The organism is Tsuneonella amylolytica (assembly GCF_003626915.1).
Lineage (GTDB): Bacteria > Pseudomonadota > Alphaproteobacteria > Sphingomonadales > Sphingomonadaceae > Tsuneonella > Tsuneonella amylolytica.
Map to the genome: position 1 here is coordinate 1,700,099 of NZ_CP032570.1, position 23,945 is coordinate 1,724,043.

A 23,945-nucleotide genomic window follows, 5' to 3' on the forward strand; every position below is an offset into this window, starting at 1 on the left:
GCCGGCGAAGGCCCGCCGTCAGTCGGCGACGGGGAGCTCGACCCGGAACGTGCTGCCCTCGCCGGGCGCACTCCTGACCAGGCAAATCTCGCCGCCGTGGAGTTCGGCCAGCTGCTTCACCAGCGACAGCCCGATGCCGAGGCCGTCGCCGACGATCCCAAGATCGTGGTCGGCCTGCTCGAACATGTCGAAGATCAGCGACTGGTGTTCGGCCGGGATGCCCACGCCGTTGTCGGAGATGGTGATGTGCAGCCGGTCGCCCGCACGCGCGGCGACGACGTCGATCCGCCCGCCTTTCGGCGTGTAACGGGCCGCGTTGCCGACGATGTTACCGACGATCTGGACGAAGCGCGCGGGATCGACGTCGAGCATCACCGTCTCGTCCGGCGCTTCCACCGTCAGGGTGTGGCCCGCCGCCTCGATCGACGGCCCTGCCACCGCCAGCGCGGCCGGCAGCACGTCGGCCAGCGCCAACGATTCCCGGCGGAGCGCGATCTTGCCCTGTTCGATGCGGTTGATGTCGAGCAGGTCGTCGACCAGCCGGGTCACGTGGGACAGCGTCTGCCGCATCGAGGCTTGCACGGTCTCGATCGCGGCCGGGTCGCTGGCCCGTTCGAGAATGTTGAGGCCGGCCGTCAGCACCGCCAACGGGTTGCGCAGCTCGTGCGCGAGCACCGCGAGGAACCGGTTCTTCTGCCGGTCGGCAGCCTGAAGCGCCGCGCTGAGCGTCGCCAGCTCGTCGCGCTGGACGGTGATCTGCCGGCGCTGGAGGAAGAGGTCGAGGAAGACGTCGGCCTTCGAACGCAGGATGTCGGCCTCGATCGGCTTCTGGATGAAATCGACCGCCCCCGCCTCGTACCCGCGGAACCGGCGCGCCGCATCGCCGCTGCCGGCGGTCACGAAGATGATCGGAATATGCCGCGACCGTTCGTTGGCGCGCATGAACTCGGCCAGCTCGAACCCGTCCATGCCCGGCATCTGCACGTCGAGCAGCGCGAGCGCGTATTCGTTGGCGAGCATCAGCTCGAGCGCATCCTCGCCGCTGCGCGCCGTATGCAGGACCAGCCCGTCGCGCGCGAGCAGCGCCTCGAGCGCGAGCAGGTTCTCGGGCAGATCGTCGACCAGGAGGAATTTCGCAGGTTCGGTCATCGCTCGGTCATCGTCAGGAGGGCGGCGGGAATGTCTTCGAGAGGCAGCGCGCGGGCGGCGGGGCAGGCGGCGCGGGCAGCCTCGGGCATGGTGACAACTTCGGCGGTGGCGGGCTCCTGGACGAAGGCCGTGCCGCCCGCCGCGCAGACCGCCGCGAGCCCGCGCGCGCCGTCGTGATTGGCGCCGGTGAGCACGATGCCGGCGAGCCCCGCCCCGAACGCGTCGGCGGCGCTTTCGAACAGGACGTCGATCGCGGGGCGCGAATGGTTGACCGTCTCGTCCGACGACAGCGCCAGCGTCGATCCGGCCTCCACCAGCAGGTGATAGTCAGGCGGCGCGAAATAGATCGTGCCGGGCACGAGCGGTTCCTTGTCCTCGGCCTCTTTCACCGGCAGCCGGCACTTCTTCGCGAACAGCTCGACCAGCGCGTTCTCCTTTCGCGGGGGAACGTGGACGACGACCATGACAGGGGCGGGAAAGCCCGGCGGCAGGGCGGGCAGGACGATGGACAGTGCCTGCACCCCGCCCGCCGACGTGCCGATGACGACCGCGGCCAGGGTCATCGCAGGGCCTTTCGGTAGATCTTCTCGGTTCGCACGAACTCGGTGAACAGGTCGGCATGGGCGGAGAAGCGCAGGCTCTCCTTCGATCCGATGCCGAGGAAACCGCCGCGCGCAAGCGATTCGCCGAACAGGCCGACGACGCGGTCCTGCAGCTCGCGGTCGAAATAGATGAGGACGTTGCGGCACGACACGAGGTGCATCTCGCCGAACGCGGCGTCGGTCACCAGGCTGTGGTCGGAGAACACCGTCCGTTCGCGCAGCGACTTGTCGAACACCGCGCGGCCGTAGTCGGCGGTGTACCAGTCCGACAGCGAGGAACGGCCGCCCGCCAACCGGTGGTTCTCGGTAAACAGGCGGATGCGGTCGAGCGGATAGACGCCGGCCTGCGCCGCCCTGAGCGCGGCCGGGTTGATGTCGGTCGCGTAGAAAATCGTGCGGTCGGCGAGCCCTTCCTCGGCGAACAGGATCGCCAGCGAGTAGAGCTCTTCGCCCGCGCTGCAGCCCGCCACCCAGACCTTGAGCGAGGGATAGGTTCTGAGGTGGGGCACGACCTTTTCCCGCAGCGCGCGGAAGTAGGACGGGTCGCGGAACATCTCGCTGACCTGTACGGTGAGGAAATCGAGCAGGCGGGGCAGCAGCGTCTCGTCGCGGAGAACCGCCTCCTGGATCGCGGAGATCGTGCCGTATCCCAGCTGCGCGCGGGCCTGCAGCAGCCGCCGCTTGATGGAGGCGCGGGCGTAGTGGCGAAAATCGTAGTGATAGTGATGAAACACGGCGTCCAGCAGCAGCTGGATTTCGACGTCCTCGACGCTTTGCGCCATCACCGCGGCATCCATACCCGCACCAGCGACAGCAGCTTGTCCACGTCGATGGGCTTGGCCATGTAATCGTTGGCGCCGGCATCGATGCACTTCTGCTGGTCGTCGGGCATCGCCTTGGCGGTCAGCATCACGATCGGCAGCTTGCGCCACCGCGCATCCTCCCTGATCGTGCGCACGGCGGTAAGGCCGTCCATGACCGGCATCATCACGTCCATCAGCACGAGGTCGATCGTCTTGTCGGGATCGCCGTCGGCATCGGCCAGCGCATCGAGCGCTTCCTGCCCGTTGCGCGCGATCCGGGTCAGCGCGCCGCGCGGTTCGAGAACGCTGGTGAGCGAATAGACGTTGCGCACGTCGTCCTCGACGATGAGGATACGGCGACCCTCCAGCGCGGCGTCGCGGTGGCGCGCCTTCTCGATCATCCGGCGCTGTTCGGGGGGCAGGTCCGACACCACGCGGTGGAGGAACAGCGATACCTCGTCGAGCAGCCGCTCGGGCGATTTCGCGCCCTTGATGATGATCGAACTCGAATACCGGCGAAGCCTCTGCTCCTCGTCGGCCGACAGGTCGCGGCCGGTATAGACGATGACCGGCGGCAGCGCGGCGCCGTCCTCCTCGCTCAGCGTTTCGAGCAGGGTGAAGCCCGAGGCATCGGGCAGCGACAGGTCGAGGACCACGCAGTCGTAGTGCCCGCCGCGCAGTTCCTCGAGGCATTCGGCTGCCGTACCGACCCCCACGGTCTCGACATCCTGCGATCCCAGAAGCTTGCCGACCGCGTCGCGCTGGACCGCGTCGTCCTCCACGATCAGCACCCGGCGCATGCGCGACGCCAGCTTGTCCTGCAGCTTGCCCAGCACCTCGGCCAGCTGTTCGCGCGGGGCGGGCTTTTCGAGAAAGCCGATCGCGCCCAGCGCCAGCGCCGTCTGGCTCTGGTCGGACCCCGAGACGACGTGCACCGGGATGTGGCGCGTTTCCTCCTGATGCTTGAGCCGGTCGAGCACGGTGAGCCCCGACTGGTCGGGCAGCCCGATGTCGAGCACGATCGCGTTCGGCCGGTATTCGCGGGCAAGCTCGATCGCCTCCTCTGCGGTGCCGGCGATTATGCACTGGAAGCCCATCTCGCGCGACAGGTCGCACAGGATGCCGGCGAAGGCGGGATCGTCCTCGATCACCAGCAAGACCCGCTTGCCCTCTGCCAGCGCGCCGCGATCGTCGTCGACGATGGCCGAGGCCGAAGCTGCGGCCGGCCCCGTCCGGCCGTGGGCAAGGGCCGGAGCGTAGGCCAGAGCGGGGGAGGCGGACGGTGCGCGACCGGGCGCGTCGTCCGTATCGCCAGTGGGGGCGACCTGGCGCGCTTCTACCAGCGCGGGATCGTAAACCACCGGGATCGTTACGGTGAAGGTGCTGCCCTTTCCTTCCTCGCTGTCGAGGCGGATCGTGCCGCCCAGCAGCCGCACGAGCTCGCGCGAGATCGACAGACCCAGTCCGGTGCCGCCGAACTTGCGGCTGATCGTGCCGTCGGCCTGGCGGAACGCCTCGAAGATCGCGTCGCGCTGGTCCTGCGCGATGCCGATGCCGGTGTCGGCGACCGCGATATCGACGGTGTCGCCCTCGCCCTTCGCAAGCGTTAGCGCAACACTGCCCGCCTCGGTGAACTTGATCGCGTTCGACAGCAGGTTCTTGAGCACCTGTTCCAGCCGCATCCGGTCGGTCTCGATCGAGCGCGGGGCACCGGGCGCGACCTCGATGGCGAGGTCCAGCCCGCGCTGCTGGGCGAGCGGATCGAACACCTTGCGCAGGTCGGCGACGAGGCGGTCGGTCGCGACGGGGGCCGCGGCGATCTCGACGTGCCCCGCCTCGATCTTCGACAGGTCGAGGATATCGTTGATGAGGGCGAGGAGATCGTTGCCCGACGATTCGATGGTGCGGGCGAACTTCACCTGCTCGTCCGACAGGTTGCCTCCGGTGTTATCGGCCAGCAGTTTCGAAAGGATCAGCAGCGAGTTGAGCGGCGTGCGCAGCTCGTGGCTCATGTTGGCGAGGAAGTCGGACTTGTACTGGCTCGCCTGTTCGAGCTCGCGGCTCTTGAGCTGGAGGCGCGCGGCGGCGCGGGCGATATCGTCGCGCTGGCCCTCCAGCAGCTCGGCCTGTTCTTCGAGCTGGGTGTTGGTCTGCTCCAGCTCGATCTGCTGGAGTTCGAGGCGGGCCTGCGTTTCCTTCAACGCGTTGCCCTGTTCCTCCAGCTCCTCGTTGGAGACGCGCAGTTCCTCGGTCTGGGCCTGCAGCTCGCCGGCCTGCCGCGTGGTTTCTTCCAGCGCATCCTGCAGGCGTTCGCGAAACCGCGCCGAGCGCAGCGCGACCCCGATCGAGCCCGCGATCGTCTCGAGCAGTTCGCCGACACGGTCATCGGGCGCGTCGAAGAAGCCGAGCTCGATCACGGCGTTGACAGTGCCTTCGTTGAAGGCGGGCGCGACAACCAGATGGCGCGGTACGTCGTTACCGAGCGCCGATCCGATCTTGAGATAGCCGGCGGGAAGGTCGGTGAGGGTGGTCGGCTTCGCGTCCGCGGCGACCTTGCCGAGAAGTCCTTCGCCCACCGTGAAGGTCTCGGGCACTTGCGCGGTATCGGGTACGCCCAGCACGGCGGCGCGGTTGAAGGTGCCGCCTTCGCCCTTGAACAGCGCGGCGGCGTTCGCCCCCGTCCGCTCGGCGAGGAAGGCGAGGACGGCGGAGGCCAGCTGGGGGACGGTCTTTTCGCCACGCATCATTTCGGACAGGTCCACCCGCGCCGTCTGCAACCAGGCCTGGCGGGCGCGGATACGGTTGCTGCGCGCCAGGAGGATGAAGATCGCGATGGTCAGGCCGATGCCGATGAGGCTCGTGACGACCGCGCTGACGACCGCAGTTCGCGATGCGGCCGCCAGATCGGCTACGCGTTGCTGGCGATCGGCCGTTTCCACGCGCTTCATCTGCGCCACTTCGGCGCGGATGGCGTCCATGGCGATCTTGCCGCGGTCGCCGTCGGTCAACGCGATGGCAGCGGCGAAGCCTTCGTCCTGACGGGTCCGGATTGCCGTTTCCGACAGGCGGAGCGACCGTTCGACTGTCGAACGCACCCCGGCGAGGTTGGCGTGCTGGACGCTATCGCCCTGCGTCAGCCTTTCGAGATCGGACAGGTTCGCCCGCGCCGCCGTCACGCCGGCGGCGTACGGTTCGAGATAAAGTTGATCCCCCGTCAGCAGGTAGCCGCGCTGTCCGGTTTCCGTGTCGAGGGCGGCGACGAGAATATCGTCGAGCGTCGTCAGGACCGCGTGCGTGTTCCGGATGCGCGCCTCGTTCGCGCGCATGTCGAGGATGTTGGACCAGGCGGCGATCGCGCTGACGAGGAAGAAGGCAATGCCGAGGACGAGGCCGGCGATGGCCCAGCCTGTGGCGTTGTCGCGCAATTTCAAAGTGGTCGTACGGGTCTGCAAGATACCGCATCCTGGCAAGTTCGCGCGAGCCATAGGGACGGGGACCGTCGCCAAGCAACCTCAATCGGCCCGCGGCTGCGCAAGCGACCGGTGTTCAACGGCGCTGTGCCGGTCTAGGGGCCGCGCGCGCTTATGCCGTCCACCTTCCACGAAACCGATCTCGCTCGCCTCGAACGCCGCGGGCGCAGGCGCACCCTGGCGTTGGCCGAGGGTGTCGACTTCTCGTCGAACGACTACCTCGCGCTCGCCGGATCGCCCGAACTGCGTCAGGCGGCGCAGGACGCCTTGCGGCGCGGGGTTCCGCTGGGCTCCGGCGGATCGCGCCTCCTGCGCGGCAATCACGCCGAGCACGAGGCGCTGGAGGATGCCGCAGCCCGGCTGTTCGGGTCGGCCGGCGCGTTGTGGGCCGGATCCGGTTATTCGGCCAACAGCATGCTGCTGGCCGCGCTGCCGCAGCCGGGCGACCTCGTCGCTTACGACGCGATGGTTCACGCCAGCGCGCACGAGGGCATGCGCCTGTCGCGCGCCGAATGCCGCGCCTTCGCACACAACGACCCCAGCGCGGCCGCCGACACCATCGGCGCATGGCGGGCAGAGGGCGGGCGGGGGACGCCCTGGATCGCGTTCGAAACGCTTTACAGCATGGACGGCGACACCGCCCCGGTCGCGGAATTCGCGGCGCTTGCCGAGCGCGAGGGCGCGATGCTGCTGGTGGACGAGGCGCACGCGGTCGGCGTCTGCGGACCCGGCGGCAGGGGGCTCGCGGCCGATCTTCACGGGCGCGCCGACACCATCGTGCTGGCGACCTGCGGCAAGGCGCTGGGGTGCGAGGGCGCGCTGGTTCTCGGCCCACGACTCTACCGCGACTTCCTCGTCAATCGGGGGCGGGGCTTCATCTTCTCGACCGCGCCGTCTCCGTTGATTGCGGCAACCCTGCGCGCCTCGCTGGCAATCGCGGCGCAGGCGGACGACCGGCGCGAGCGGCTGCGCGCGCTCGTCCGCCATGCCGCCGGCGTCCTCGAACCGCTGGGGATCGAGCCGAGCGGGTCGCACATCCAGCCCATCGTCATCGGCGACGATCTCCGCACGATGGAGATCGCAGGGCTCTTGCAGGCACGCGGGTTCGACGTGCGCGGCATCCGCCCGCCGACCGTCCCGGAAGGCACGGCGCGGCTGCGCGTCTCGATCACGCTCAACGTCGGCGAAAGCGACATCGACGACCTCGCCCAGGCATTGAAGGACATCCTGTGACACGACCCATCGTGGTGACCGGAACCGATACCGACATCGGCAAGACCGTGTTCGCCGCCGGCCTCGCGGCCTTGCTCGGCGCGCACTACTGGAAGCCTGTGCAGGCCGGGCTGGCGGATGGCAGCGACAGCGCGCGGGTGGCCGCGCTCGGCCTGCCGCCGGAAAAGGTCCTGCCCGAGGCATACCGCCTCACCACCCCTTGCTCGCCCCACCGGGCTGCCGAGATCGACGGCATTGCCATCGATCCCCGTGCGCTCGCGCTGCCGCGGGTTGATGGTCCGCTGGTGGTGGAGGGGGCGGGCGGCGCGCTGGTCCCGGTGACGCGCGGCCTTCTCTACGCCGACCTGTTCGCGCGCTGGGAGGCCCCGGTCGTCGTCGTCGCGGCGACTGCGCTCGGCACGATCAACCACAGCCTGCTGACGATCGAGGCCTTGCGTGCGCGCGGCGTGTCCATCCTCGGCATCGCCTTCGTGGGCGATGCGGATCCGGACAACGAGGCGACCATCTGCGCCATCGGCCAAGTGGCGCGTCTCGGCCGTCTCCCCTGGCTCGATCCGCTCGATGCCGACACGCTGGCCGCCGCCTTCGCCAACGCATTCGATCCGGGGCACTTCGCATGACCGGCTCGCCCATCTGGCATCCCTTCACGCAGCACGGCCTCGGCGAGCCCATCCCTGAGGTGGCGCGGGCCGAGGGCTCGCTGCTCCATCTCGCCTTGGGCGAAACGGTGATCGACGGCATTTCGTCGTGGTGGGTGACGACGCACGGCCATGCCCACCCGCGCATCGCCGAAGCCATCGCCCGGCAGGCGGGAGAGCTCGACCAGATCATCTTCGCCGGCTGGACCCACGAGCCGGCCGAACGGCTGGCTGGGGGCCTGCGCCGGATCATGCCCGCGAACCTCACCCGCGTGTTCTTTTCCGATTCCGGATCGACCAGCGTCGAGGTCGCGCTGAAGATGGCACTCGGATACTGGCTGAACCGGGGCGAGGACCGCCACCGGATCGTGGTGATGGACGGTGGCTATCATGGCGATACCATCGGGGCGATGTCGGTCGGCGCGCGCGGTGCCTTCAACCGCGCCTACGAACCGCTGCTGTTCGATGTCGTGTCGATCCCCTTTCCGCGCAGCCACGCCCGGCAGGCTACGCTCGACGCACTGGATACGGCCTGCCGCGAAGGGGCCGCCGCCTTCATCGTCGAGCCGCTAATACTCGGCGCGGGGGGCATGCTGGTTTACGACGCGCAGACCCTGGCCGAAATGCGCCGCATCTGCGCCGCCCACGGCACGCTGTTCATCGCCGACGAGGTGATGACCGGGTGGGGCCGGACGGGAACGCTCCTCGCGTGCGAACAGGCGGGGATCGAACCCGACATCCTGTGTCTGTCGAAGGGGCTCACCGGCGGGGCCATCCCGCTCGCGGTGACGATGGCGAGCGAACCCGTCTACGAGGCGCACTTCAGCCCCGATCGCGGGCGGATGTTCTTCCATTCGTCGAGCTACACCGCCAACCCGATCGCCTGCGCGGCGGCCAATGCGAACCTCGCGATCTGGCGCGAGGAGCCGGTGATGGACCGGATCGCGGCGCTGGCCGAGCGGCAGGCGCGGCACCTCGCGCGGGTCGCCGGGCACCCGCTCGCGCGCAACCCCCGTGCGCTCGGCACGATCGCGGCGTTCGATGTCGGCGATGCGGAAGGGTACCTGTCGGACCTCGCGCCCCGGATGCTCGCGATGTTCCGCGAACGCGGCGTGCTGCTGCGCCCGCTGGGCAACACGATCTACGTCATGCCGCCCTACTGCACGACCGGGGAGCAGCTCGGTTCTATCTACGATGCGATCGAGGACGTTCTCGAAACGCTGGCCTGAGCCGGCTCAGCCGACCGCCATGTTGTCGATCAGCCGCGTTCCGCCGATACGCGCGGCCACCAGCAGGCGGGCGGGGTCGGCTCCGAGAGTGTCGAGCGGCTCGAGCGAGGCCGCATCGGCCAGTTCGGCGTAATCGACGCTGTCGAACCCGGCCTGGAGCAGGTGCGCCTCCAGCGCCGCCAGCGTCGGGGCGACGGCACTGCCGCCTTCCACCGCCGCGATCGCCTCGCGCATGGCCATCGGCAGCGCGGCGGCCTGCGCGCGCTGTTCGGGCGAGAGATACCGGTTGCGGCTCGACAGGGCGAGCCCGTCGCTTTCGCGCACGGTCGGCACGCCGAGAATCGCACCCGCATGCGGCTGCATAAGGTCGAGATCGCGCGCCATGCGGCGGATGACCGCAAGCTGCTGCCAGTCCTTTTCGCCGAACAGCGCCGTGTCGGGGCGGACCTGATTGAACAGCTTGCACACCACGGTCGCCACGCCGTCGAAATGGCCCGGCCGCGCCGCGCCGCACAGGCCATCGCTCACGCCCGCGACGGATACGTTGGTGGCGAACCCGTCGGGGTACATCGCCACGGGCACCGGCGCCCACAGCAGCTCCACCCCCTCGGCCTCGAGCAGGCGGCAGTCTTCTTCGAACGTGCGGGGATAGGCATCGAGATCCTCGCCGGGACCGAACTGCTTCGGGTTGACGAAGATCGACACGGCCACCGCGTCCGCATGGCGCCGCGCCTCGCGCACCAGCGTCAGGTGCCCTTCGTGCAGCGCGCCCATCGTGGGCACCAGCGCGAGCCTGCGTCCGCCCGTGCGCAGGCCGTCCACCGCGCTTCTCAACACTTCCAGCGTGTTTGCGATTTGCACGCCCTGCCGCCTCTCGATTATCCTGTCCGCAATCGCCCTAGACGGGCCAAACCGGGATTGCACGTGACCAAAACCGCCCGCTGCCAAGCGCATCGCATCGTCTTCGCCAACGAGAAGGGCGGGACCGGCAAGTCGACCACTGCGGTCCATATCGCCGTCGCGCTCGCCTATCGCGGCGCCCGCGTCGCCGCCATCGACCTCGATCCGCGCCAGCGCACGCTCTACCGCTATCTGGAAAACCGTGCCGAGACCGCCGCCCGCCGCGGCATCGAACTCCCGACCGCTCGGTTCGAGGTGTTCGAAGGCGGTACGCCCGAAGAACTGGAAGCCACCGTCGCCACGCTGGCGGAAGGCTGCGACTTCGTCGTGTTCGACACGCCGGGCCGCGACGATCCGCTGGCCCGCCATGCCGCAACCGAGGCGGATACGCTCGTGACCCCGCTCAACGACAGCTTCGTCGATTTCGACCTCATCGGGCAGGTCGACGCCGAAACCTTCAAGGTCCGCAAGCTGTCGTTTTATGCCGAGCTTATCTGGGAAGCACGGCTGAAGCGCGGCCGCAGCCAGATCGAACAGAACCGCCGCGAGATGGACTGGGTCGTCGTGCGCAACCGCACCGGCCACGTCGAGGCGCGCAACATGGCGCGCATCGAACAGGCGCTGAAGGAACTGTCGAAGCGGGTGGGTTTCCGCGTCGCGCACGGCCTGTCCGAACGCGTGATCTACCGCGAACTGTTTCCCAGCGGCCTCACCCTGCTCGACAAGGGGCATCTGGGCGAACTCGGTACCAGCCACCTCGTCGCGCGGCAGGAACTGCGGGCGCTGGTTGCCGCGCTCAACCTGCCGGTGGCAAAGCCGAAGGAAGCCGAACTGGCGCTCGCCTGACGGGCGCACACGTTAAATCCTGTCCTACACGCGCGGGGGCGTTTATGGCGCGGGAAGTGCCTGTTCGTTCCCCCCGCTTCCCCCCCTTCCAATGCCACCGGCGGAAGGTGGCACGAGCGACCGCCGTTTTGCGCGCAAATCGCGATATTGGCAGGAAAAAACCGGGCCCGGCGGTTTCGGAAGAAACCCACGATATGTGTGACAGCGCCGCTGTCCGGAAGGCGATGCTCGCATGCTGAAACTGTTTGTCATCGCCGCCGTGATATCCCTTGGATGCCGCTGGATGCTCGGCGACTGGCCGTGGGCCTACCTGCAGGCGAAACCGACACGGGGCCGGGCCGTTCTGGATGCACGCAAGCTGCTCGGCGTGCGGCACGGGGCCTCGCGCGGCGAGATCGTCGATGCCCACCGGCGGCGCGTCGCGGCGGTGCACCCCGACCGCGGCGGAACGAACGACCAGGTGCACGAGGCGAATGCCGCCCGCGACCTGCTGCTGGACGACCTGTCCGAATAAACCTGAGGAGCCGATCTTGAGCCATACCTTCGATCCCACGACCTTGCGCGAATACGACATCCGCGGGGTGATCGGCGAAACCCTCGGACCCGACGACGCGCGCGCCATCGGGCGCGGCTTCGCCACCCTGTTGGCCGCTGCCGGGGGCCGGAAGGTTGCGGTGGGCTACGACGGGCGGATCAGCTCGCCGATGCTCGAGCATGCGCTGATCGAAGGGCTCACCGCCTCGGGCTGCGACGTCGTGCGGGTGGGCATGGGCCCGACCCCGATGCTCTATTATGCCGAGGCGTCAGCCGAAGATGTGCAGGGCGGCATTCAGATAACTGGCAGCCACAATCCCGCCAATTACAACGGCTTCAAAATGGTATTTATGGGCCGGCCGTTCTTCGGGGCGGACATCCAGCGGCTCGGCGAGATGGCCGAGAGCGGTGAATGGGCCGACGGTTCCGGCGAGGTCGAGAGCCGCGAGATCATGGGCGAGTACATCGAGCGACTGGTGGGCGGGCTCGGCGACGTCGGCCACGATCGGCTGTCCACTCTTCGGATCGGCTGGGACGCGGGCAACGGCGCCGCGGGCCCCGCGCTCGAGGCGCTGACCGCCCGGCTCCCGGGGGAACACCATCTTCTCTTCACCGAAGTCGACGGGAATTTTCCCAACCATCATCCTGATCCCACTGTTCCGGAGAACCTCGAAGACTTGAGGCGGCTTGTCGCGGACAAGAACCTCGACTTCGGAGTGGCTTTCGACGGCGACGGCGACCGGATCGGTGCCATCGACGGCGAAGGCCGCATCATCTGGGGGGATCAACTACTGATGATCTACGCCGAAGACCTCCTGGGAAGACTACCTAGTGCAACGATCATCGCCGATGTGAAGGCGAGCCGCGCGCTGTTCGAACGGGTCGCCGAACTCGGCGGAAAGCCCCTGATGTGGAAGACCGGGCACAGTCTCATCAAATCCAAAATGAAGGAAGTTTCCTCGCCCTTGGCCGGGGAGATGAGCGGGCACGTGTTCTTCGCCGACGAATACTACGGCTTCGACGACGCGCTCTATGCCGCAGTCCGTCTGATCGCGGCCTCGGCGCGGCTAGGCAAATCGGTCACCGAACTGCGCAGCGCGATGCCCGATATGGTCAACACGCCGGAACTGCGCTTCCAGGTCGACGAAAGCCGCAAGTTCGCCGCCATCGAGGAAGTGAAGGCGCGCCTCGCCGGATCGGACCTCGAGGTCGACGGCACCGACGGGGTGCGGGTGACGACGCCCGACGGCTGGTGGTTGCTGCGCGCCTCGAACACGCAGGACGTCCTCGTCGCGCGGGCCGAAAGCGACAGCCAGGAAGGGCTCGACCGCCTGGTCGCGCAGATCGACGACCAGCTCGAGGCGAGCGGGCTGGAGCGGGGACCGCAAGCGGGGCACTGAACGCGGTCGCCGGATGAATGATATTCGGCGAACACGAAAAAGGGGCCCGCAATCGCGGGCCCCTCATTGGTTCGATCCGATCGATCAGACTTCGGTGGTACCGGTCGTGTCGTTGGTCAGCGTCCGGTCGGTCGATGTCCGATCGGTGCCGTTCCAGTCGTTCGAGTTGCGGTCTTGCACGCGCAAGTTGTTCTGCACGTGCTTCACACCCGAAATGTCATGAACGACGTCTTCGGCCCGGCGCTTCGCCCCGCGATCGTCGACGGTCCCGTCGAGCGTGACTTCACCGCCGTTCACGGTCACCTGGATGTTACGGGCATCGAGATCCCAATCCTCGGTCAGGCAATCGCAGGCATCCTCGAGAATGCGCTCGTCCGACCGCGTGTAGCCCGAAGGGCCGTTGCCTCGATGATCCATCTTGCGGCGGCGCGCGGCATCCTCGTCACCGAACCAACTGGCGATCTCGTCACCGGCCCGCTCGAAGAATCCGCGGTCGCCGTCACCGCGATTTCCGGTGCGATCGTACGACCGGTTGCGGTCGTAGTCCGACGACGAACCGTAGCTCGAACCGTAGTCCGAACGCGTCCCGTAATTGCTGCGATCGCCGGAGAAATCGCGGCCGCCCTGGCTCTCACTGGTGTAGTAGCTCATGCCGTTGTCGTAGCGGTTGCCGCCGTAGTTGCCGCGGTCGCCGCCACCGTAGCTGCGGTCGTACGAGCCGGACGCGCCCTGATTGTAGCTGCTCCGCGACGAGCCACGACCGTAGTCGTCGCTCGAATACGACGAACCAGAGGACTGCCGGCTGTCGCCGTACTGGCGATCATAGCGGCCGCTCTGAGACCAGTCGCCGTCCTGCGAATAGGAATTACCGTCGTCGAACTGCTCGGCCTGACGCGATCCGTAGTAATCGGAGGTGTCCCGGTACTGGTTGCGATTGCGATTGCGGCCCTGCCGGTCGTACTGGTTGCTTCTATTGCGGTCATCCATGTGGTGGCTCCTGTCTTGTGAAAAGCTGCCGTTCCCATCGGCGGATCCGCTCGGCCGGCAGCATTGCCGGGATCGCGCCTCGTTACATGGGCTCAACGGACCGGCCGGACCTCCGGTTTCCCCGTTCATCGCAGGGCAATTTCGATTCGGCGCATTCACGGGCGGTACGTTTCCTATACAAAATCAAGAAGTTCACTGACGCCGCTCGTCAGGGCATTTCGGGCCGCTGGAGCTTTGCAACGTCTCGTGCTTTTCCCTTTCGATGAGTGATCGCGTGCCCCCCGAAATCGAGAACTGGTTCGCGGGTCGGGGCTGGCGGGTGAGGCGCCACCAAGCCGAGATGCTCGCCGCCAGCGATGCCGGACGTCATGCCTTGCTCGTCGCCGACACGGGCGCCGGCAAGACGCTGGCGGGTTTCCTGCCGACCCTCGCGGCATTCTCCCCCAGCCGCGGGAATGTGCCGGGCGAGGGCATTCACACGCTCTACGTCAGTCCGCTCAAGGCCCTGGCCCACGACGTCCAGCGCAACCTCATCGCGCCGATCGAGGAGATGGGCCTGCCGATCCGGGTCGAGACCCGCAGCGGTGACACCCCGTCCGACCGCAAAAAGCGACAGCGCCTGAAACCGCCTCACGTCATGCTCACCACACCCGAGAGCCTGTCGCTGTTGCTGAGCTATCCCGACAGCCTGACGCTGTTCGCCGGCCTCAAGCGGATCGTCATCGACGAAATTCACGCTTTCGCCACCGGCAAGCGCGGCGACCTGCTCGCGCTGGCGCTCGGTCGCTTGCAGGCCATATCGCCCGGACTTAAGCGCGCCGCGCTCAGCGCCACGCTCGCCAATCCGGAAGGGTTTCGCGAATGGCTGGCGCCGTGGGGGGAAATCGATGCGGTCGACCTCGTCATCGGCGAACCGGGTGCCCCGGCCGAAGTGGAGATCCTTCTGCCGCAGGAGGAGCGCGTGCCGTGGGGCGGGCACGCGGCGACATGGTCCATCCCGCAGCTCTACGAGGAGATCAAGCGCAACCGCACGACGCTGATCTTTACCAACACGCGGTTCCTTGCCGAATACATCTTCCAGAACCTGTGGGATGCGAACGAGGACACTTTGCCCATCGGCGTACACCACGGTTCCCTCAGCACCGAGGCACGGCGGAAGGTGGAGGGGGCGATGGCCCGGGGGGAGCTGCGCGCGCTCGTGGCCACCGCCAGCCTCGATCTCGGTATCGACTGGGGCGACATCGACCTCGTCGTGCAGATGGGCGCGCCCAAGGGGTCCTCGCGCCTGTTGCAACGCATCGGCCGCGCCAACCACCGGCTCGACCAGCCCAGCCGCGCGATCCTGGTGCCCGGCAACCGCTTCGAGTTCCTCGAAGCGACCGCCGCCAAGGAAGCGGTGGACGAGGGTCAGCGCGACGGCGAGGACTTCCGACCCGGCGGGCTCGACGTGCTGGCTCAGCATGTCATGGCCTGCGCCTGCGCCGGACCGTTCGACGAGGATAAATTGCTCGCCGAGGTGCGGTCGAGCCTCGCCTATGCCTGGCTCTCGCCGGCGGACTGGGAGCGCGTGCTCACCTTCGTCGCGACCGGCGGCTATGCCCTGAAAGCCTATGACAAGTTCCGCCGCATCGTGAAGGATGAGGGCGAGGCCGGCCATGCGGTCTGGCGTCTTGCCCATCCCGAGCACGCGGCGCGGCACCGATTGAATGCGGGCATCATCGTCGACAGCGAAATGCTCGACGTGCGGTTCAAGAACGGCCGGTCGCTCGGCAAGGTGGAAGAACGCTTCGCCGCGTCGCTGAGCCCCGGCGACACGTTCCAGTTCGCCGGGATCAACCTCGAGGTCGAGCGGATCAAGGACATGGAACTGACCGTTCGCGCCAGCAGCAAGGCGGCGATCATCCCGAGCTATGGCGGGCAGCGCCTGCCACTCACGACGCATCTGGCCGACCGGGTGCGCGAAATGCTGATCGATCGCAGCGGCTGGGCGCGCTTTCCCGACGACGTGCGCGAATGGCTGGAGGTGCAGGACTGGCGATCGTCGATGCCGGGGCCGGGCACGCTGCTGGTGGAGAGCTTCCCGCACGGGCAGAAGCAGTACCAGGTCTACTACACATTCATCGGGTGGAACGCGAACCAGAGCCTCGGGATGCTCGTGACCAAGCGGATGGAAGACCGCGGCATGATGCCGCTCGGCTTCAACGCCAACGATTACTGCCTTGCCGTGTGGAGCGTGAAGCCCGTCGCAGATCCCGCGCCGCTGCTCTCACCCGACATTCTGCAGGACGAGTTCATCGAGTGGGTGCAGAATTCGCATCTCCTGCGGCGTGCATTCCGCGAGGTCGCGGTGATCGGCGGACTGGTCGAACGGCAGCATCCGGGAAAGAAGAAAACCGGCAAGCAGGTGACCTTTTCGACCGACCTTATCTACGATGTGCTCCGCAAGTACGAGCCGGACCATGTTCTCCTCGAAGCGGCATGGGCCGATGCGCGCACGCGGATGACTGACATCGGGCGATTGGGGGACCTGCTCGATCGGGCTGCCAGTGAGCTGGTCCACGTCGAGCTCGACCGGGTCAGCCCGTTGGCGGTACCGGTGATGACGCTGATCGGCCGCGAGCGGATGCCGGAGGGAGCGGCGGACGACGAGCTGTTGTTGGAGGCCGAAACGCTGGCAAGTGCCGCGATGCGGGTAGACGATCGGATCGAAGACACCGATCAGTAGGCAACCACGTCGCATGTGCGCGGCGAAGGGAAGCGGAACTCGCGTATGTCGGGTGGTGCTTCGAACCGGCGGTACCGTCCGGTGTCCGCAAAGCGGAAGCAGCGGTCGATAAGGCCCGCCTCCCGAACGATACCGAGTATGGCGAGCGCCGAGGCGTAGGCGACATCCGGGGACGGGTCGAACAGGAGGGTGGGCTGCGGGTTCTGCGAGTGGGTCTGCAGGAGGATGGCGCGCAGTTCGATGCGGTCGACGGTTTCGCCATTCCAGCGGACCGTGCCGTCGCGGTCGATCGCCAACCTGTTGTAGGCGGGCGAAAGGACGCCGATGTGATCAGGCGGGACAGGTATCGGCAGGTTGACCAGGAGCGCATGCGATACGGGCGGCCTGAGGGCGGCGAAGACGAGGGTCATCGTGAGGAGGACGCCAGCGAGGGGCGCCAATCCCAGCGTCGATATCGGACGTCCGTGATCGAACGCCGGGCGATGCGTAAAACTTGACGTCCGGGCGGTGGGCATCTCAGTCGGAACGGGCGGCTGGTCGGGGGAAGTCCCGGAAGGCTTCGTTGCCGACGAAACCGAATTTGGTCACCCCGCTGGCCTTCACGATGGACAAAGCGTGCGCGGCGGCGTCGTAGCTTGCGCCGGCCGCGGGCGCGAACTGGAGCTCGGGCTCCACGGGCAGGCGGCGGGTCGCGGCGAGCGTGGACGAGAGGGCGCCTTCCGCTATCGGCGCTCCATTCCAGAGAAGTGTATCGTCGTTGTCGATCGACAGCCGGTTTCGAACCGGGTCCACCGAAACAGCCTCGCAATCCGCTCCGCAAGTTGGGAGATCGACCGCGAGCGAATGCGTCGCGGCGGGGATCGTGATCACGAGCATGACGAGCAGAACAAGAAGCACGTCGATCAGCGGCGTCGTGTTGATGTCTGCGAGTGGTTGTTCCGGCCCGATCTCGACTGATGACGTCCGGCGCGATGCCGCCCAGGTCAATGTACTCATGGCGATCCTCCTTGAATCAAGGCGGGGACGTTATGATACATTATCTCGCAAGCATTGCAACCCCAAGCCCGGTTTGTTGAAAGGGCGCTCAGGTAAGCCGGTGGGAGACGCTCGGTTTTACAGCAAAAGAAAAAGGGGGGCGGATTGCTCCGCCCCCCTTGAGATGTCCCTGCGCCCGAAGCTTACTTGGCGAAATCGCGGTACTTCTCGTTGCCGACGAAGCCGAACTTCGAAACACCGGATCCCTTGATCACGTTCAGCACGCGGATCGAGAGGTCGTAGCTGGCCTGCTGATCGGGTTCGAACTGCAGTTCCGGCTCGGGCGTGATCGCCTTGGTGGCTTCGAGATTGCGGACCAGTTCCCCGTCGTTGATCGGGGTGCCGTTCCACAGGATCTCGTCGGTCGGGCTGAGCACGATCTTGTTTTTGATCGGATCGATCATGTCCGGCGGCGGCGGTGTGTTGTTGGGCACCGGGAGGTCGATGTCGACCGAGTGCGTAGCCACCGGAATGGTAATGATGAACATGATCAGGAGCACGAGCATGACGTCGATCAGCGGCGTCGTGTTCATCTCCATCATCGGCGAGCCATCGTCCTTGCCGCCTGACATTGCCATGCTGGTTTACTCCTGAATTCGTGTCTGTCTCGAACCGTCCGGCCTCAGCCGTTCGGATCGACCGGGTTCGAGATGAAGCCGACGGTGGGGTAGCCCGCCGCCTGCACGTTGTAGATCGTTCCCGCGACGCAGCGCCACGGCGCGTTCACGTCGCCGCGGATGTGCACCTGAGGCACGTCCTCGGGGTTCTTCATCAGTTCTTCCGGCCCGCCCGCAGCCTGGACGATTGCGTCGAGACGATCGAACGACTGATCGTAGAGTTCCTTGGAATCGACCGGGGTGGTGTTGTTGAAGTAGACCCGGCACTGGCCGTTCCGCGAAGCGCCGGTGTAACCCGGTTCACCCGCGCTGCGGCCGGCATCGTCGGTCGTGCTGACGGTCAGCAGCAGGTTCTCCACCTTGTCCTTCGATTCGGTCGAAGGCATGACGGGAATCTTCAGCTTCTCGATCGTCTGGATGGCGATCGGAACCGCAATCAGGAAGATGATCAGGAGAACCAGCATCACGTCGACGAGCGGCGTGGTGTTGATGTCCGACATCGGGGTCTCGACTCCACCGCCGCCTGCGGAAATAGCCATGGGCTTCCTATCCTATCTCGTTCTTGCGTATTCTTGCGGATGGGCGGGGGGCAGCCGGCGGGCGGCCCCCCATCCGTATCCGATCAGGCCTTCGTCGTGGTCGTCGTCGTGGTACCGGCGGCCGGACGCGAGGCCGGGGCGGTTGCGGCGGCCTTGCCGGCCTGCTGCGTCGAGGTGGCGGTCATCACCGCGGGGCGCACCGCACCGCGCGAGTTGATGTTGGCCAGCACGTCGGTCGAGAAGCCCGAGAGCAGCTCGGCGATGCGCTTGTTACGCGCCTGCAGCCAGTTGTAGGCGAGCACCGCGGGCACCGCCACGAGAAGGCCGATCGCGGTCATGATGAGCGCTTCGCCGACCGGGCCGGCGACCTTGTCGATCGAGGCCGAACCGGCAAGGCCGATGTTGATAAGCGCGCGGTAGATGCCGATAACCGTGCCGAGCAGGCCGACGAACGGAGCGGTCGCACCCACGGTCGCGAGGAACGGCAGGCCGCCCGCGAGCTTGGCGTTGATCGACGCTTCCGAACGGGCGAGCGAGCCGTGGAGCCAGTCGTGCGCTTCCATGGCGTCGGTCATCTTGCCGTGCGATTCCTCGGCCGACAGACCGTCGTCGACGAGCTGGCGCCAGGCGCTGTTCTTGTCGAGCTTGCCGGCGCCTTCGCGCAGCGAGTTGGCGCGCCAGAAGTTCGTGCGAACCTGCTTGTACTGGTTCATGATCTTCTGCTGTTCGATCCACTTGGTGATGAGGATGTAGAACGAGCCGACCGACATGATGACGAGAATGGCGAAAATCGACCAGGCGATCACGCCGCCCTGTTCCATCGCTTCGATGAAGCCGAATTGGTTGGCCGGAGCGGCCGTGCCGTTTGCCGCCGCAGCGAGAAGTTCAATGTACATTAGCGAAGTCCTCTCAAGGAAATTGAAATTTGGAACAGCCCGGAGTTACTCCGGAATCTGCCACCGCACCGTGTTGCTGTAATTGCTGCCGACCTTGGCGCCGGTCGTGTCCGTGGCCGGATTGAAGCGGGCGCGGCGCTGAATGAGCGAGCATGTCGCATCCTTCAGCGGCTGCGGCGCGCTGCCGCCTGTCACGTTGCACGATTCGACCTGTCCATTGGCTCCGACGCGGAGCGCGAAACTGACCGTGCCCGAGTATTCGGAGTTGATCCACGACGAGCGGTAGTCCGAATCCGACAGCCAGCTGCCGGGGCTGCCGCGAACGGTCGCGGGCTTCGCGACGGCCGGAGGCGGCGGGGGCGGCGGGGGTGCCGGCGGCGGCGGGGGCGGCGCGACGGGGGCCGGCGGCGGCACGCGCAGCACCGGCGGTGCGGGCGGCGGGATCGTCGGCTGGGTCTGGATCGGCGGCGGTGCCGGCGCAATGTTGATCGGCGGCGGCGGCGCGACCGGAGGCGGCGGCGCCACTTCCTTCGGCTGCTCGGGCGGCGGCGGCTCGTCCTCGGGCGGCGGCGGCGGCTCCTCGATGTCCACCGTCGTTACGCGTTCGACGGCTTTTTTGATCGCCGAGTAGGCGAGCCCCGTCACGAGCGCGTATCCGATGGCGACGTGAATCAGGGCAACGATGACAATCGCGATAATGCGATTGGAACTCATCTGTTGGTCAGCGTAGGCCATTCAGTCGCATCACTCCATCGTCAGAACCAGGTCTGCGCACCCGGTCGAACAACGCGAGGGGTCGGCGCGAATCGATCTCGCCGCGCCCCACGCAATCCCAAAATTCCACCCTGCCGGCCCATCGATCGCGACGGCCGAAGCCAACGCCGGATCCCCGATGACCCGGCCGCGGGCCTGTCCGGTTGTTGCTTTTATGATAGCCGGACATGCAAGGCCTTAACCGGACAGGAAACCCCAAGCAAACGCTTTTACGGTTAACTGCCAATTCAGTCCTCGACCGCTCAAACGGCAAACTATGCGAGATGGTTTCCATTCGTTCCGTCAGGCTCTAGCGAGGCGCCCGTTATGACACAGCACCCATTTTCCATTTGCGCCCGCGGCGTTCTCGCCGGTCTTGCCCTATCCCTCGCAGCAGCGGGATTGGCGCAAGGTCAGAGTGCCGTCACCGCCGCCGGCGCGCCCACCTATGCCGACCTCGCCGACCTGTCGGATGCGGCCGATCTGGTCGTCCACGCGAAGATCCGGAAGGCGATCACGGTTCCGGCCGAACGCGCCGCTTCGGTCGCCCCAAACCATGCGCGCATCTATGTCGAAGCCGAAACAGTCGCGCTGATCGCCGGCAACGCACCGCTAGGCGAATCGCTTCGGTACCTCGTCGACGTGCCGCTCGATGCGCGGGGCAAGGTGCCAAAGCTGAAGAAAGCGGAAGTCGTCCTGTTCGGGCGCACCGTGCGCGGGAAGCCCGGCGAATTGCAACTCGTCGGCCCGCAGGCGCAGCTGCCGTGGACCCCGGCGCTCGAGGCGCGGTTGCGTCCCATTCTGGGCGAGCTCGCGGCCGCCGACGCCCCGCCCGCGGTGACCGGGGTGCGCGATGCGCTGTCGGTGCCCGGCACGCTCGCCGGCGAATCCGAGACGCAGGTGTTCCTGTCGACCCGAAGCGGCGATCCGGTATCGCTGACCGTCGTCCGGCGGCCGAGCATGGCGCCGGTGTGGGGTGTGTCGTTCTCCGAGATCGTGGACCAGGCGGCGCGTCCGCCCGCGCGCGATACGCTGGCCTGGTACCGCCTCGCCTGCTTCCTGCCGGCGGCTCTCCCGTCGCAGGCCAATCTCGCCAGCGCGCCTGCCGACCGGGCCCGGGCGACCGCCGACTACGCGTTCGTGATGCGCGAGCTCGGATCGTGTCCGCGCAGCTTCGCAGCCGCCCCCGTGGCTTCGCGATAGTATCTCTTTCTTGGTCCATCGAAGCGCTCTGACCTAGGAGCGGCCTCCGACTGGAGGACTTGAAGATGGGTACACGGCGATGAGCGCGCCGCTTCGCGTGGCGCTGGCGGGCGTGGGGACCGTGGGGGCGGGCGTCGTTCGTCTGCTCGATACCAACGCCGCGCTCGTCGAGGCGCGGGCCGGCCGGCCGATCGAGGTGGTGGCGGTGAGCGCGCGCGATCGGTCGAAGGATCGCGGCATCGATCTCGGCCGCTTCGCCTGGTGCGACGACATGACCGCGATGGCCGCCCGCGACGACGTCGACGCCGTGGTCGAGCTGGTCGGCGGTGCGGACGGTCCGGCGCTGACGCTCGCGCGCAACACGCTGGCGGGGCGCAAGGCTCTCGTGACCGCGAACAAGGCGATGATCGCGCACCACGGGCTCGCGTTGGCCGAGGCCGCCGAGCGCGCCGGCGTCCCCCTCAGGTTCGAGGCCGCGGTGGCGGGCGGTATCCCGGTCATCAAGGGCCTGCGCGAAGGGGCTGCGGCAAACGCGCTCACCCGCGTGCAGGGCATTCTCAACGGCACTTGCAACTTCATCCTTTCGACGATGGAGGACACGGGCCGCGATTTTGCCGACGTGCTGGCCGAAGCGCAGGCGAGGGGGTTCGCCGAAGCCGACCCCACGCTCGACATCGAAGGCATCGATGCAGGCCACAAGCTGGCGATCCTTGCCGCGCTGGCGTTCGGCATCCGGCTCGACCTCGCCACCGTGGCCTGCGACGGCATCGCTCGGGTGCGTGCGGCCGACATCGCGCGTGCCCGCGATCTGGGCTTCGTCATCCGGCTGGTGGGCGAGGCCGACGTGGAGGCGACCGGCGCGGGGGCGCCCCGGCTGCTCCAGCGCGTGCGCCCGTGCCTCGTCCCGCAGGATCATCCGCTCGCCCATGTCGACGGGCCGACCAATGCGGTCGTCGCGGAAGGCAATTTCTCAGGCCGGTTGCTGTTTCAGGGAGCGGGCGCGGGCGACGGGCCGACGGCGAGCGCGGTGGTCGCCGACCTCATCGACATCGCGCGCGGCATGGAGAGCAGGGCGGGCACGGGCTGTCCGTTCTCGGTCCCGGTCGCCGATCTCGTCGCGGCCGATCCCGCCGATGCGGGCGCGCGCACCGGGCGCAGCTACATCCGCTTCACCGTGGCAGACCGCACCGGCGTGCTGGCCGAGATTACCGCCGCGATGCGCGATGCGGGGGTCTCGATCGAAAGCTTCATCCAGCACGGCCAGCCCGACTCGCACGGCAACGTGCTGGTGGCGATGGTCACACACGAGGGGCCCGAACGGTGCGTCGACAAGGCGACCGAGTTGCTTGACGGATCGCCCAGCCTGACCGCGCGGCCGCTGGTCATGCCTATCCTGGAGGCGTGACCCCGTCCTCCTCGCCGCGGCCCCGCGCCGGGGCGAGCCCGCGGGCGGCCCGGTCGGCGTCGGAGCCCGGCGGCGCTTCGGGGATGGCGGCAAGGTCGATGATCAATGGCATCGGCGGCGGACACGGCGGGATGAAACAGCCGGTCGCCACGACCACGCCGGGGTATTTGGTTGCAACGTCGGGCGCGTCGGGAACGCCGTCTTTCGCGCCGGCCCCGGTCGGGTCGAGCTGAGCGCTCGATTGTACGCGGAACTGCGACTGGTCCTCCTGCTGCGCGCAAACCACTATCGATTCGCCCGGCTTGGGTGCGGGACACGCGCGCTTGGCCTTGGTATCGGGCGGGCCGTAGGCGGCCTTCGCATCGGCGATGACCTCCTCGGCGGTGACGGTGCCGGTCGGCGCATCCTGCGCAGCGACGGGGACGCTGGCAAATAGCGCGATCGCGCCGACGGCGAGCGCGATGGTTTTCACCGCGCCTTCTCCCCCCGTCCGATGCGCGCCGCGTCGGAGTCTTCCGGCGCTTCGGGAATCGCCGCGAGGTCGATGATCAGCGGCCGGTGCAGAGGTCCGCCGGTGCCGAAAGAAAAACACAAGAGCCCGGGACCACAGGCCGGGGGTGCCAGATTCGGTGCCCGCGGATTGCCGCGATTGACCGTCTTGGCTGCATACTCCCGCTCCGCTCGCTCGCGATCGAACCCGGCCCCTGCCGGATCGAAGGGACGCTCGGCGCAGACGACGATCTCCTCGCCCTCCTTCGGCGGCGGGCAGGCCGGGACTTGCCGCCTCGCTTGGCGTTCGCGTTCGGCTGGGTCCGACAGCGCGGCCCTGGCGCGGACCAAGACCTCTTCGGCAGTCATCGGCGTCGATTGCTCCCTGCTCCATGCGGAGGCAGGCGCGGCGAGGGCGATGGCGGTGGCGAGGGCCGATCCGGCCGCCTGTCTCGACAATCCCGCACTCCCTCTCTAGGCACCCCGCAAACT

At 67.5% G+C, this 23,945-nt stretch carries 23 protein-coding genes; 9 read left to right on the forward strand and 14 right to left on the reverse strand.

The genetic code is table 11. The features are described 5' to 3' along the window. Positions 1 to 18 precede the first annotated feature (18 nt). The 4 genes from D4766_RS08350 to D4766_RS08365 are packed head-to-tail and all read right to left on the reverse strand — an operon-like array spanning position 19 to position 6,039. Positions 19 to 1,149: a hybrid sensor histidine kinase/response regulator gene (locus D4766_RS08350; protein WP_120717043.1), complete on the reverse strand. Its 1,131-nt coding sequence runs from the start codon at positions 1,147 to 1,149 to the stop codon at positions 19 to 21. Beyond that, complete coding sequence (locus D4766_RS08355; RefSeq protein ID WP_120717044.1) at positions 1,146 to 1,712, reverse strand: chemotaxis protein CheB; 567 nt, start codon at positions 1,710 to 1,712, stop codon at positions 1,146 to 1,148. The genes D4766_RS08350 and D4766_RS08355 overlap by 4 nt, the downstream gene beginning before the upstream one ends. Beyond that, positions 1,709 to 2,548, reverse strand: a complete 840-nt coding sequence (locus D4766_RS08360; RefSeq protein WP_199798081.1) for a CheR family methyltransferase — start codon at positions 2,546 to 2,548, stop codon at positions 1,709 to 1,711. Before D4766_RS08360 ends, D4766_RS08355 begins: the two co-directional genes overlap by 4 nt. Continuing rightward, positions 2,533 to 6,039, reverse strand: a complete 3,507-nt coding sequence (locus D4766_RS08365; protein WP_120717045.1) for a response regulator — start codon at positions 6,037 to 6,039, stop codon at positions 2,533 to 2,535. Before D4766_RS08365 ends, D4766_RS08360 begins: the two co-directional genes overlap by 16 nt. A 99-nt stretch (positions 6,040 to 6,138) precedes the next feature. Here D4766_RS08365 and D4766_RS14045 point away from each other — a divergent pair, with 99 nt between their 5' ends. From D4766_RS14045 to bioA, 3 genes are read left to right on the forward strand one after another with little or no spacing between them, the layout of a single operon-like run. Next, positions 6,139 to 7,257, forward strand: coding sequence for an 8-amino-7-oxononanoate synthase (locus D4766_RS14045; protein ID WP_120717046.1), 1,119 nt, complete (start codon positions 6,139 to 6,141; stop codon positions 7,255 to 7,257). Continuing rightward, positions 7,254 to 7,877, forward strand: a complete 624-nt coding sequence (gene bioD / locus D4766_RS14050) for a dethiobiotin synthase (protein ID WP_120717047.1) — start codon at positions 7,254 to 7,256, stop codon at positions 7,875 to 7,877. Before D4766_RS14045 ends, bioD begins: the two co-directional genes overlap by 4 nt. Continuing rightward, positions 7,874 to 9,124: an adenosylmethionine--8-amino-7-oxononanoate transaminase gene (bioA, locus tag D4766_RS08380; protein ID WP_120717048.1), complete on the forward strand. Its 1,251-nt coding sequence runs from the start codon at positions 7,874 to 7,876 to the stop codon at positions 9,122 to 9,124. Before bioD ends, bioA begins: the two co-directional genes overlap by 4 nt. Positions 9,125 to 9,130: 6 nt before the next feature. Here the strand turns inward: bioA and panC are convergent, their stop codons facing one another. Next, positions 9,131 to 9,985, reverse strand: coding sequence for a pantoate--beta-alanine ligase (gene panC / locus D4766_RS08385; protein WP_120717049.1), 855 nt, complete (start codon positions 9,983 to 9,985; stop codon positions 9,131 to 9,133). A 63-nt stretch (positions 9,986 to 10,048) separates the two neighbouring features. On the opposite strand from panC, the gene D4766_RS08390 reads away from it, so the two are divergent. The 3 genes from D4766_RS08390 to pgmG all read left to right on the forward strand — a co-directional run bounded on the left by D4766_RS08390 (position 10,049) and on the right by pgmG (position 12,804). Next, a complete protein-coding gene (locus D4766_RS08390) occupies positions 10,049 to 10,870 on the forward strand; it encodes a division plane positioning ATPase MipZ (protein ID WP_120717050.1) in 822 nt (273 codons plus the stop codon). A gap of 232 nt (positions 10,871 to 11,102) precedes the next feature. After that, positions 11,103 to 11,384, forward strand: coding sequence for a J domain-containing protein (locus D4766_RS08395; protein WP_120717051.1), 282 nt, complete (start codon positions 11,103 to 11,105; stop codon positions 11,382 to 11,384). A gap of 16 nt (positions 11,385 to 11,400) precedes the next feature. Further along, the gene (gene pgmG, locus D4766_RS08400; RefSeq protein WP_120717052.1) at positions 11,401 to 12,804 is read left to right on the forward strand and encodes a phosphoglucomutase/phosphomannomutase PgmG; all 1,404 of its coding nucleotides are present in this window, start codon (positions 11,401 to 11,403) and stop codon (positions 12,802 to 12,804) included. 84 nt (positions 12,805 to 12,888) lie between these two features. Here pgmG and D4766_RS13925 read toward each other — a convergent pair whose 3' ends face one another. Further along, the gene (locus D4766_RS13925) at positions 12,889 to 13,791 is read right to left on the reverse strand and encodes a BON domain-containing protein (RefSeq protein ID WP_199798082.1); all 903 of its coding nucleotides are present in this window, start codon (positions 13,789 to 13,791) and stop codon (positions 12,889 to 12,891) included. A 262-nt stretch (positions 13,792 to 14,053) separates the two neighbouring features. Between D4766_RS13925 and D4766_RS08410 the strand changes: the two genes are divergently transcribed. Further along, positions 14,054 to 16,516, forward strand: a complete 2,463-nt coding sequence (locus D4766_RS08410) for a ligase-associated DNA damage response DEXH box helicase (RefSeq protein ID WP_120717053.1) — start codon at positions 14,054 to 14,056, stop codon at positions 16,514 to 16,516. On the opposite strand, the gene D4766_RS08415 is transcribed toward D4766_RS08410, so the two are convergent. From D4766_RS08415 to D4766_RS08440, 6 genes are all read right to left on the reverse strand, one after another. Continuing rightward, positions 16,510 to 16,956 carry an ExbD/TolR family protein gene (locus D4766_RS08415; RefSeq protein ID WP_162935712.1) on the reverse strand — a complete coding sequence of 149 codons (447 nt, stop codon included), beginning with the start codon at positions 16,954 to 16,956 and terminating at the stop codon, positions 16,510 to 16,512. The two genes, D4766_RS08410 and D4766_RS08415, sit on opposite strands and share 7 nt — an antisense overlap. A 76-nt stretch (positions 16,957 to 17,032) precedes the next feature. Then, complete coding sequence (locus D4766_RS08420; protein WP_120717055.1) at positions 17,033 to 17,512, reverse strand: ExbD/TolR family protein; 480 nt, start codon at positions 17,510 to 17,512, stop codon at positions 17,033 to 17,035. Positions 17,513 to 17,694: 182 nt separating this feature from the next. Continuing rightward, complete coding sequence (locus tag D4766_RS08425; protein ID WP_120717056.1) at positions 17,695 to 18,129, reverse strand: ExbD/TolR family protein; 435 nt, start codon at positions 18,127 to 18,129, stop codon at positions 17,695 to 17,697. Positions 18,130 to 18,173: 44 nt separating this feature from the next. After that, on the reverse strand, positions 18,174 to 18,707 hold the full coding sequence (locus D4766_RS08430; RefSeq protein ID WP_194955752.1) for an ExbD/TolR family protein: 534 nt from the start codon (positions 18,705 to 18,707) through the stop codon (positions 18,174 to 18,176). 83 nt (positions 18,708 to 18,790) lie between these two features. Next, the gene (locus tag D4766_RS08435; protein ID WP_120717058.1) at positions 18,791 to 19,603 is read right to left on the reverse strand and encodes a MotA/TolQ/ExbB proton channel family protein; all 813 of its coding nucleotides are present in this window, start codon (positions 19,601 to 19,603) and stop codon (positions 18,791 to 18,793) included. Between the two features lie 45 nt (positions 19,604 to 19,648). Then, on the reverse strand, positions 19,649 to 20,338 hold the full coding sequence (locus D4766_RS08440; RefSeq protein ID WP_120717059.1) for an energy transducer TonB: 690 nt from the start codon (positions 20,336 to 20,338) through the stop codon (positions 19,649 to 19,651). Positions 20,339 to 20,758: 420 nt separating this feature from the next. On the opposite strand from D4766_RS08440, the gene D4766_RS08445 reads away from it, so the two are divergent. Together D4766_RS08445 and D4766_RS08450 are read left to right on the forward strand one after the other, a co-directional pair. Further along, the gene (locus D4766_RS08445; RefSeq protein ID WP_234024750.1) at positions 20,759 to 21,559 is read left to right on the forward strand and encodes a hypothetical protein; all 801 of its coding nucleotides are present in this window, start codon (positions 20,759 to 20,761) and stop codon (positions 21,557 to 21,559) included. A gap of 79 nt (positions 21,560 to 21,638) precedes the next feature. Further along, positions 21,639 to 22,964: a homoserine dehydrogenase gene (locus D4766_RS08450; RefSeq protein ID WP_120717061.1), complete on the forward strand. Its 1,326-nt coding sequence runs from the start codon at positions 21,639 to 21,641 to the stop codon at positions 22,962 to 22,964. Here D4766_RS08450 and D4766_RS08455 read toward each other — a convergent pair. Together D4766_RS08455 and D4766_RS08460 are read right to left on the reverse strand one after the other, a co-directional pair. Next, a complete protein-coding gene (locus D4766_RS08455) occupies positions 22,948 to 23,436 on the reverse strand; it encodes a hypothetical protein (protein ID WP_120717062.1) in 489 nt (162 codons plus the stop codon). The genes D4766_RS08450 and D4766_RS08455 overlap by 17 nt on opposite strands. Next, complete coding sequence (locus D4766_RS08460; protein WP_120717063.1) at positions 23,433 to 23,822, reverse strand: hypothetical protein; 390 nt, start codon at positions 23,820 to 23,822, stop codon at positions 23,433 to 23,435. Before D4766_RS08460 ends, D4766_RS08455 begins: the two co-directional genes overlap by 4 nt. Positions 23,823 to 23,945 lie beyond the last annotated feature (123 nt).

Excerpts from the sequence above, each read along its gene's own strand:
- D4766_RS08350 (WP_120717043.1), bottom strand. The coding sequence starts at position 1,149 with ATGACCGAACCTGCGAAATTCCTCCTGGTCGACGATCTGCCCGAGAAC.
- D4766_RS08355 (WP_120717044.1), bottom strand. The coding sequence starts at position 1,712 with ATGACCCTGGCCGCGGTCGTCATCGGCACGTCGGCGGGCGGGGTGCAG.
- D4766_RS08360 (WP_199798081.1), bottom strand. The coding sequence starts at position 2,548 with ATGGATGCCGCGGTGATGGCGCAAAGCGTCGAGGACGTCGAAATCCAG.
- D4766_RS08365 (WP_120717045.1), bottom strand. The coding sequence starts at position 6,039 with ATGGCTCGCGCGAACTTGCCAGGATGCGGTATCTTGCAGACCCGTACG.
- D4766_RS14045 (WP_120717046.1), top strand. The coding sequence starts at position 6,139 with ATGCCGTCCACCTTCCACGAAACCGATCTCGCTCGCCTCGAACGCCGC.
- bioA (WP_120717048.1), top strand. The coding sequence starts at position 7,874 with ATGACCGGCTCGCCCATCTGGCATCCCTTCACGCAGCACGGCCTCGGC.
- D4766_RS08395 (WP_120717051.1), top strand. The coding sequence starts at position 11,103 with ATGCTGAAACTGTTTGTCATCGCCGCCGTGATATCCCTTGGATGCCGC.
- D4766_RS13925 (WP_199798082.1), bottom strand. The coding sequence starts at position 13,791 with ATGGATGACCGCAATAGAAGCAACCAGTACGACCGGCAGGGCCGCAAT.
- D4766_RS08410 (WP_120717053.1), top strand. The coding sequence starts at position 14,054 with ATGAGTGATCGCGTGCCCCCCGAAATCGAGAACTGGTTCGCGGGTCGG.
- D4766_RS08420 (WP_120717055.1), bottom strand. The coding sequence starts at position 17,512 with ATGAGTACATTGACCTGGGCGGCATCGCGCCGGACGTCATCAGTCGAG.
- D4766_RS08425 (WP_120717056.1), bottom strand. The coding sequence starts at position 18,129 with ATGGCAATGTCAGGCGGCAAGGACGATGGCTCGCCGATGATGGAGATG.
- D4766_RS08430 (WP_194955752.1), bottom strand. The coding sequence starts at position 18,707 with ATGGCTATTTCCGCAGGCGGCGGTGGAGTCGAGACCCCGATGTCGGAC.
- D4766_RS08435 (WP_120717058.1), bottom strand. The coding sequence starts at position 19,603 with ATGTACATTGAACTTCTCGCTGCGGCGGCAAACGGCACGGCCGCTCCG.
- D4766_RS08440 (WP_120717059.1), bottom strand. The coding sequence starts at position 20,338 with ATGGCCTACGCTGACCAACAGATGAGTTCCAATCGCATTATCGCGATT.
- D4766_RS08450 (WP_120717061.1), top strand. The coding sequence starts at position 21,639 with ATGAGCGCGCCGCTTCGCGTGGCGCTGGCGGGCGTGGGGACCGTGGGG.
- D4766_RS08460 (WP_120717063.1), bottom strand. The coding sequence starts at position 23,822 with ATGACTGCCGAAGAGGTCTTGGTCCGCGCCAGGGCCGCGCTGTCGGAC.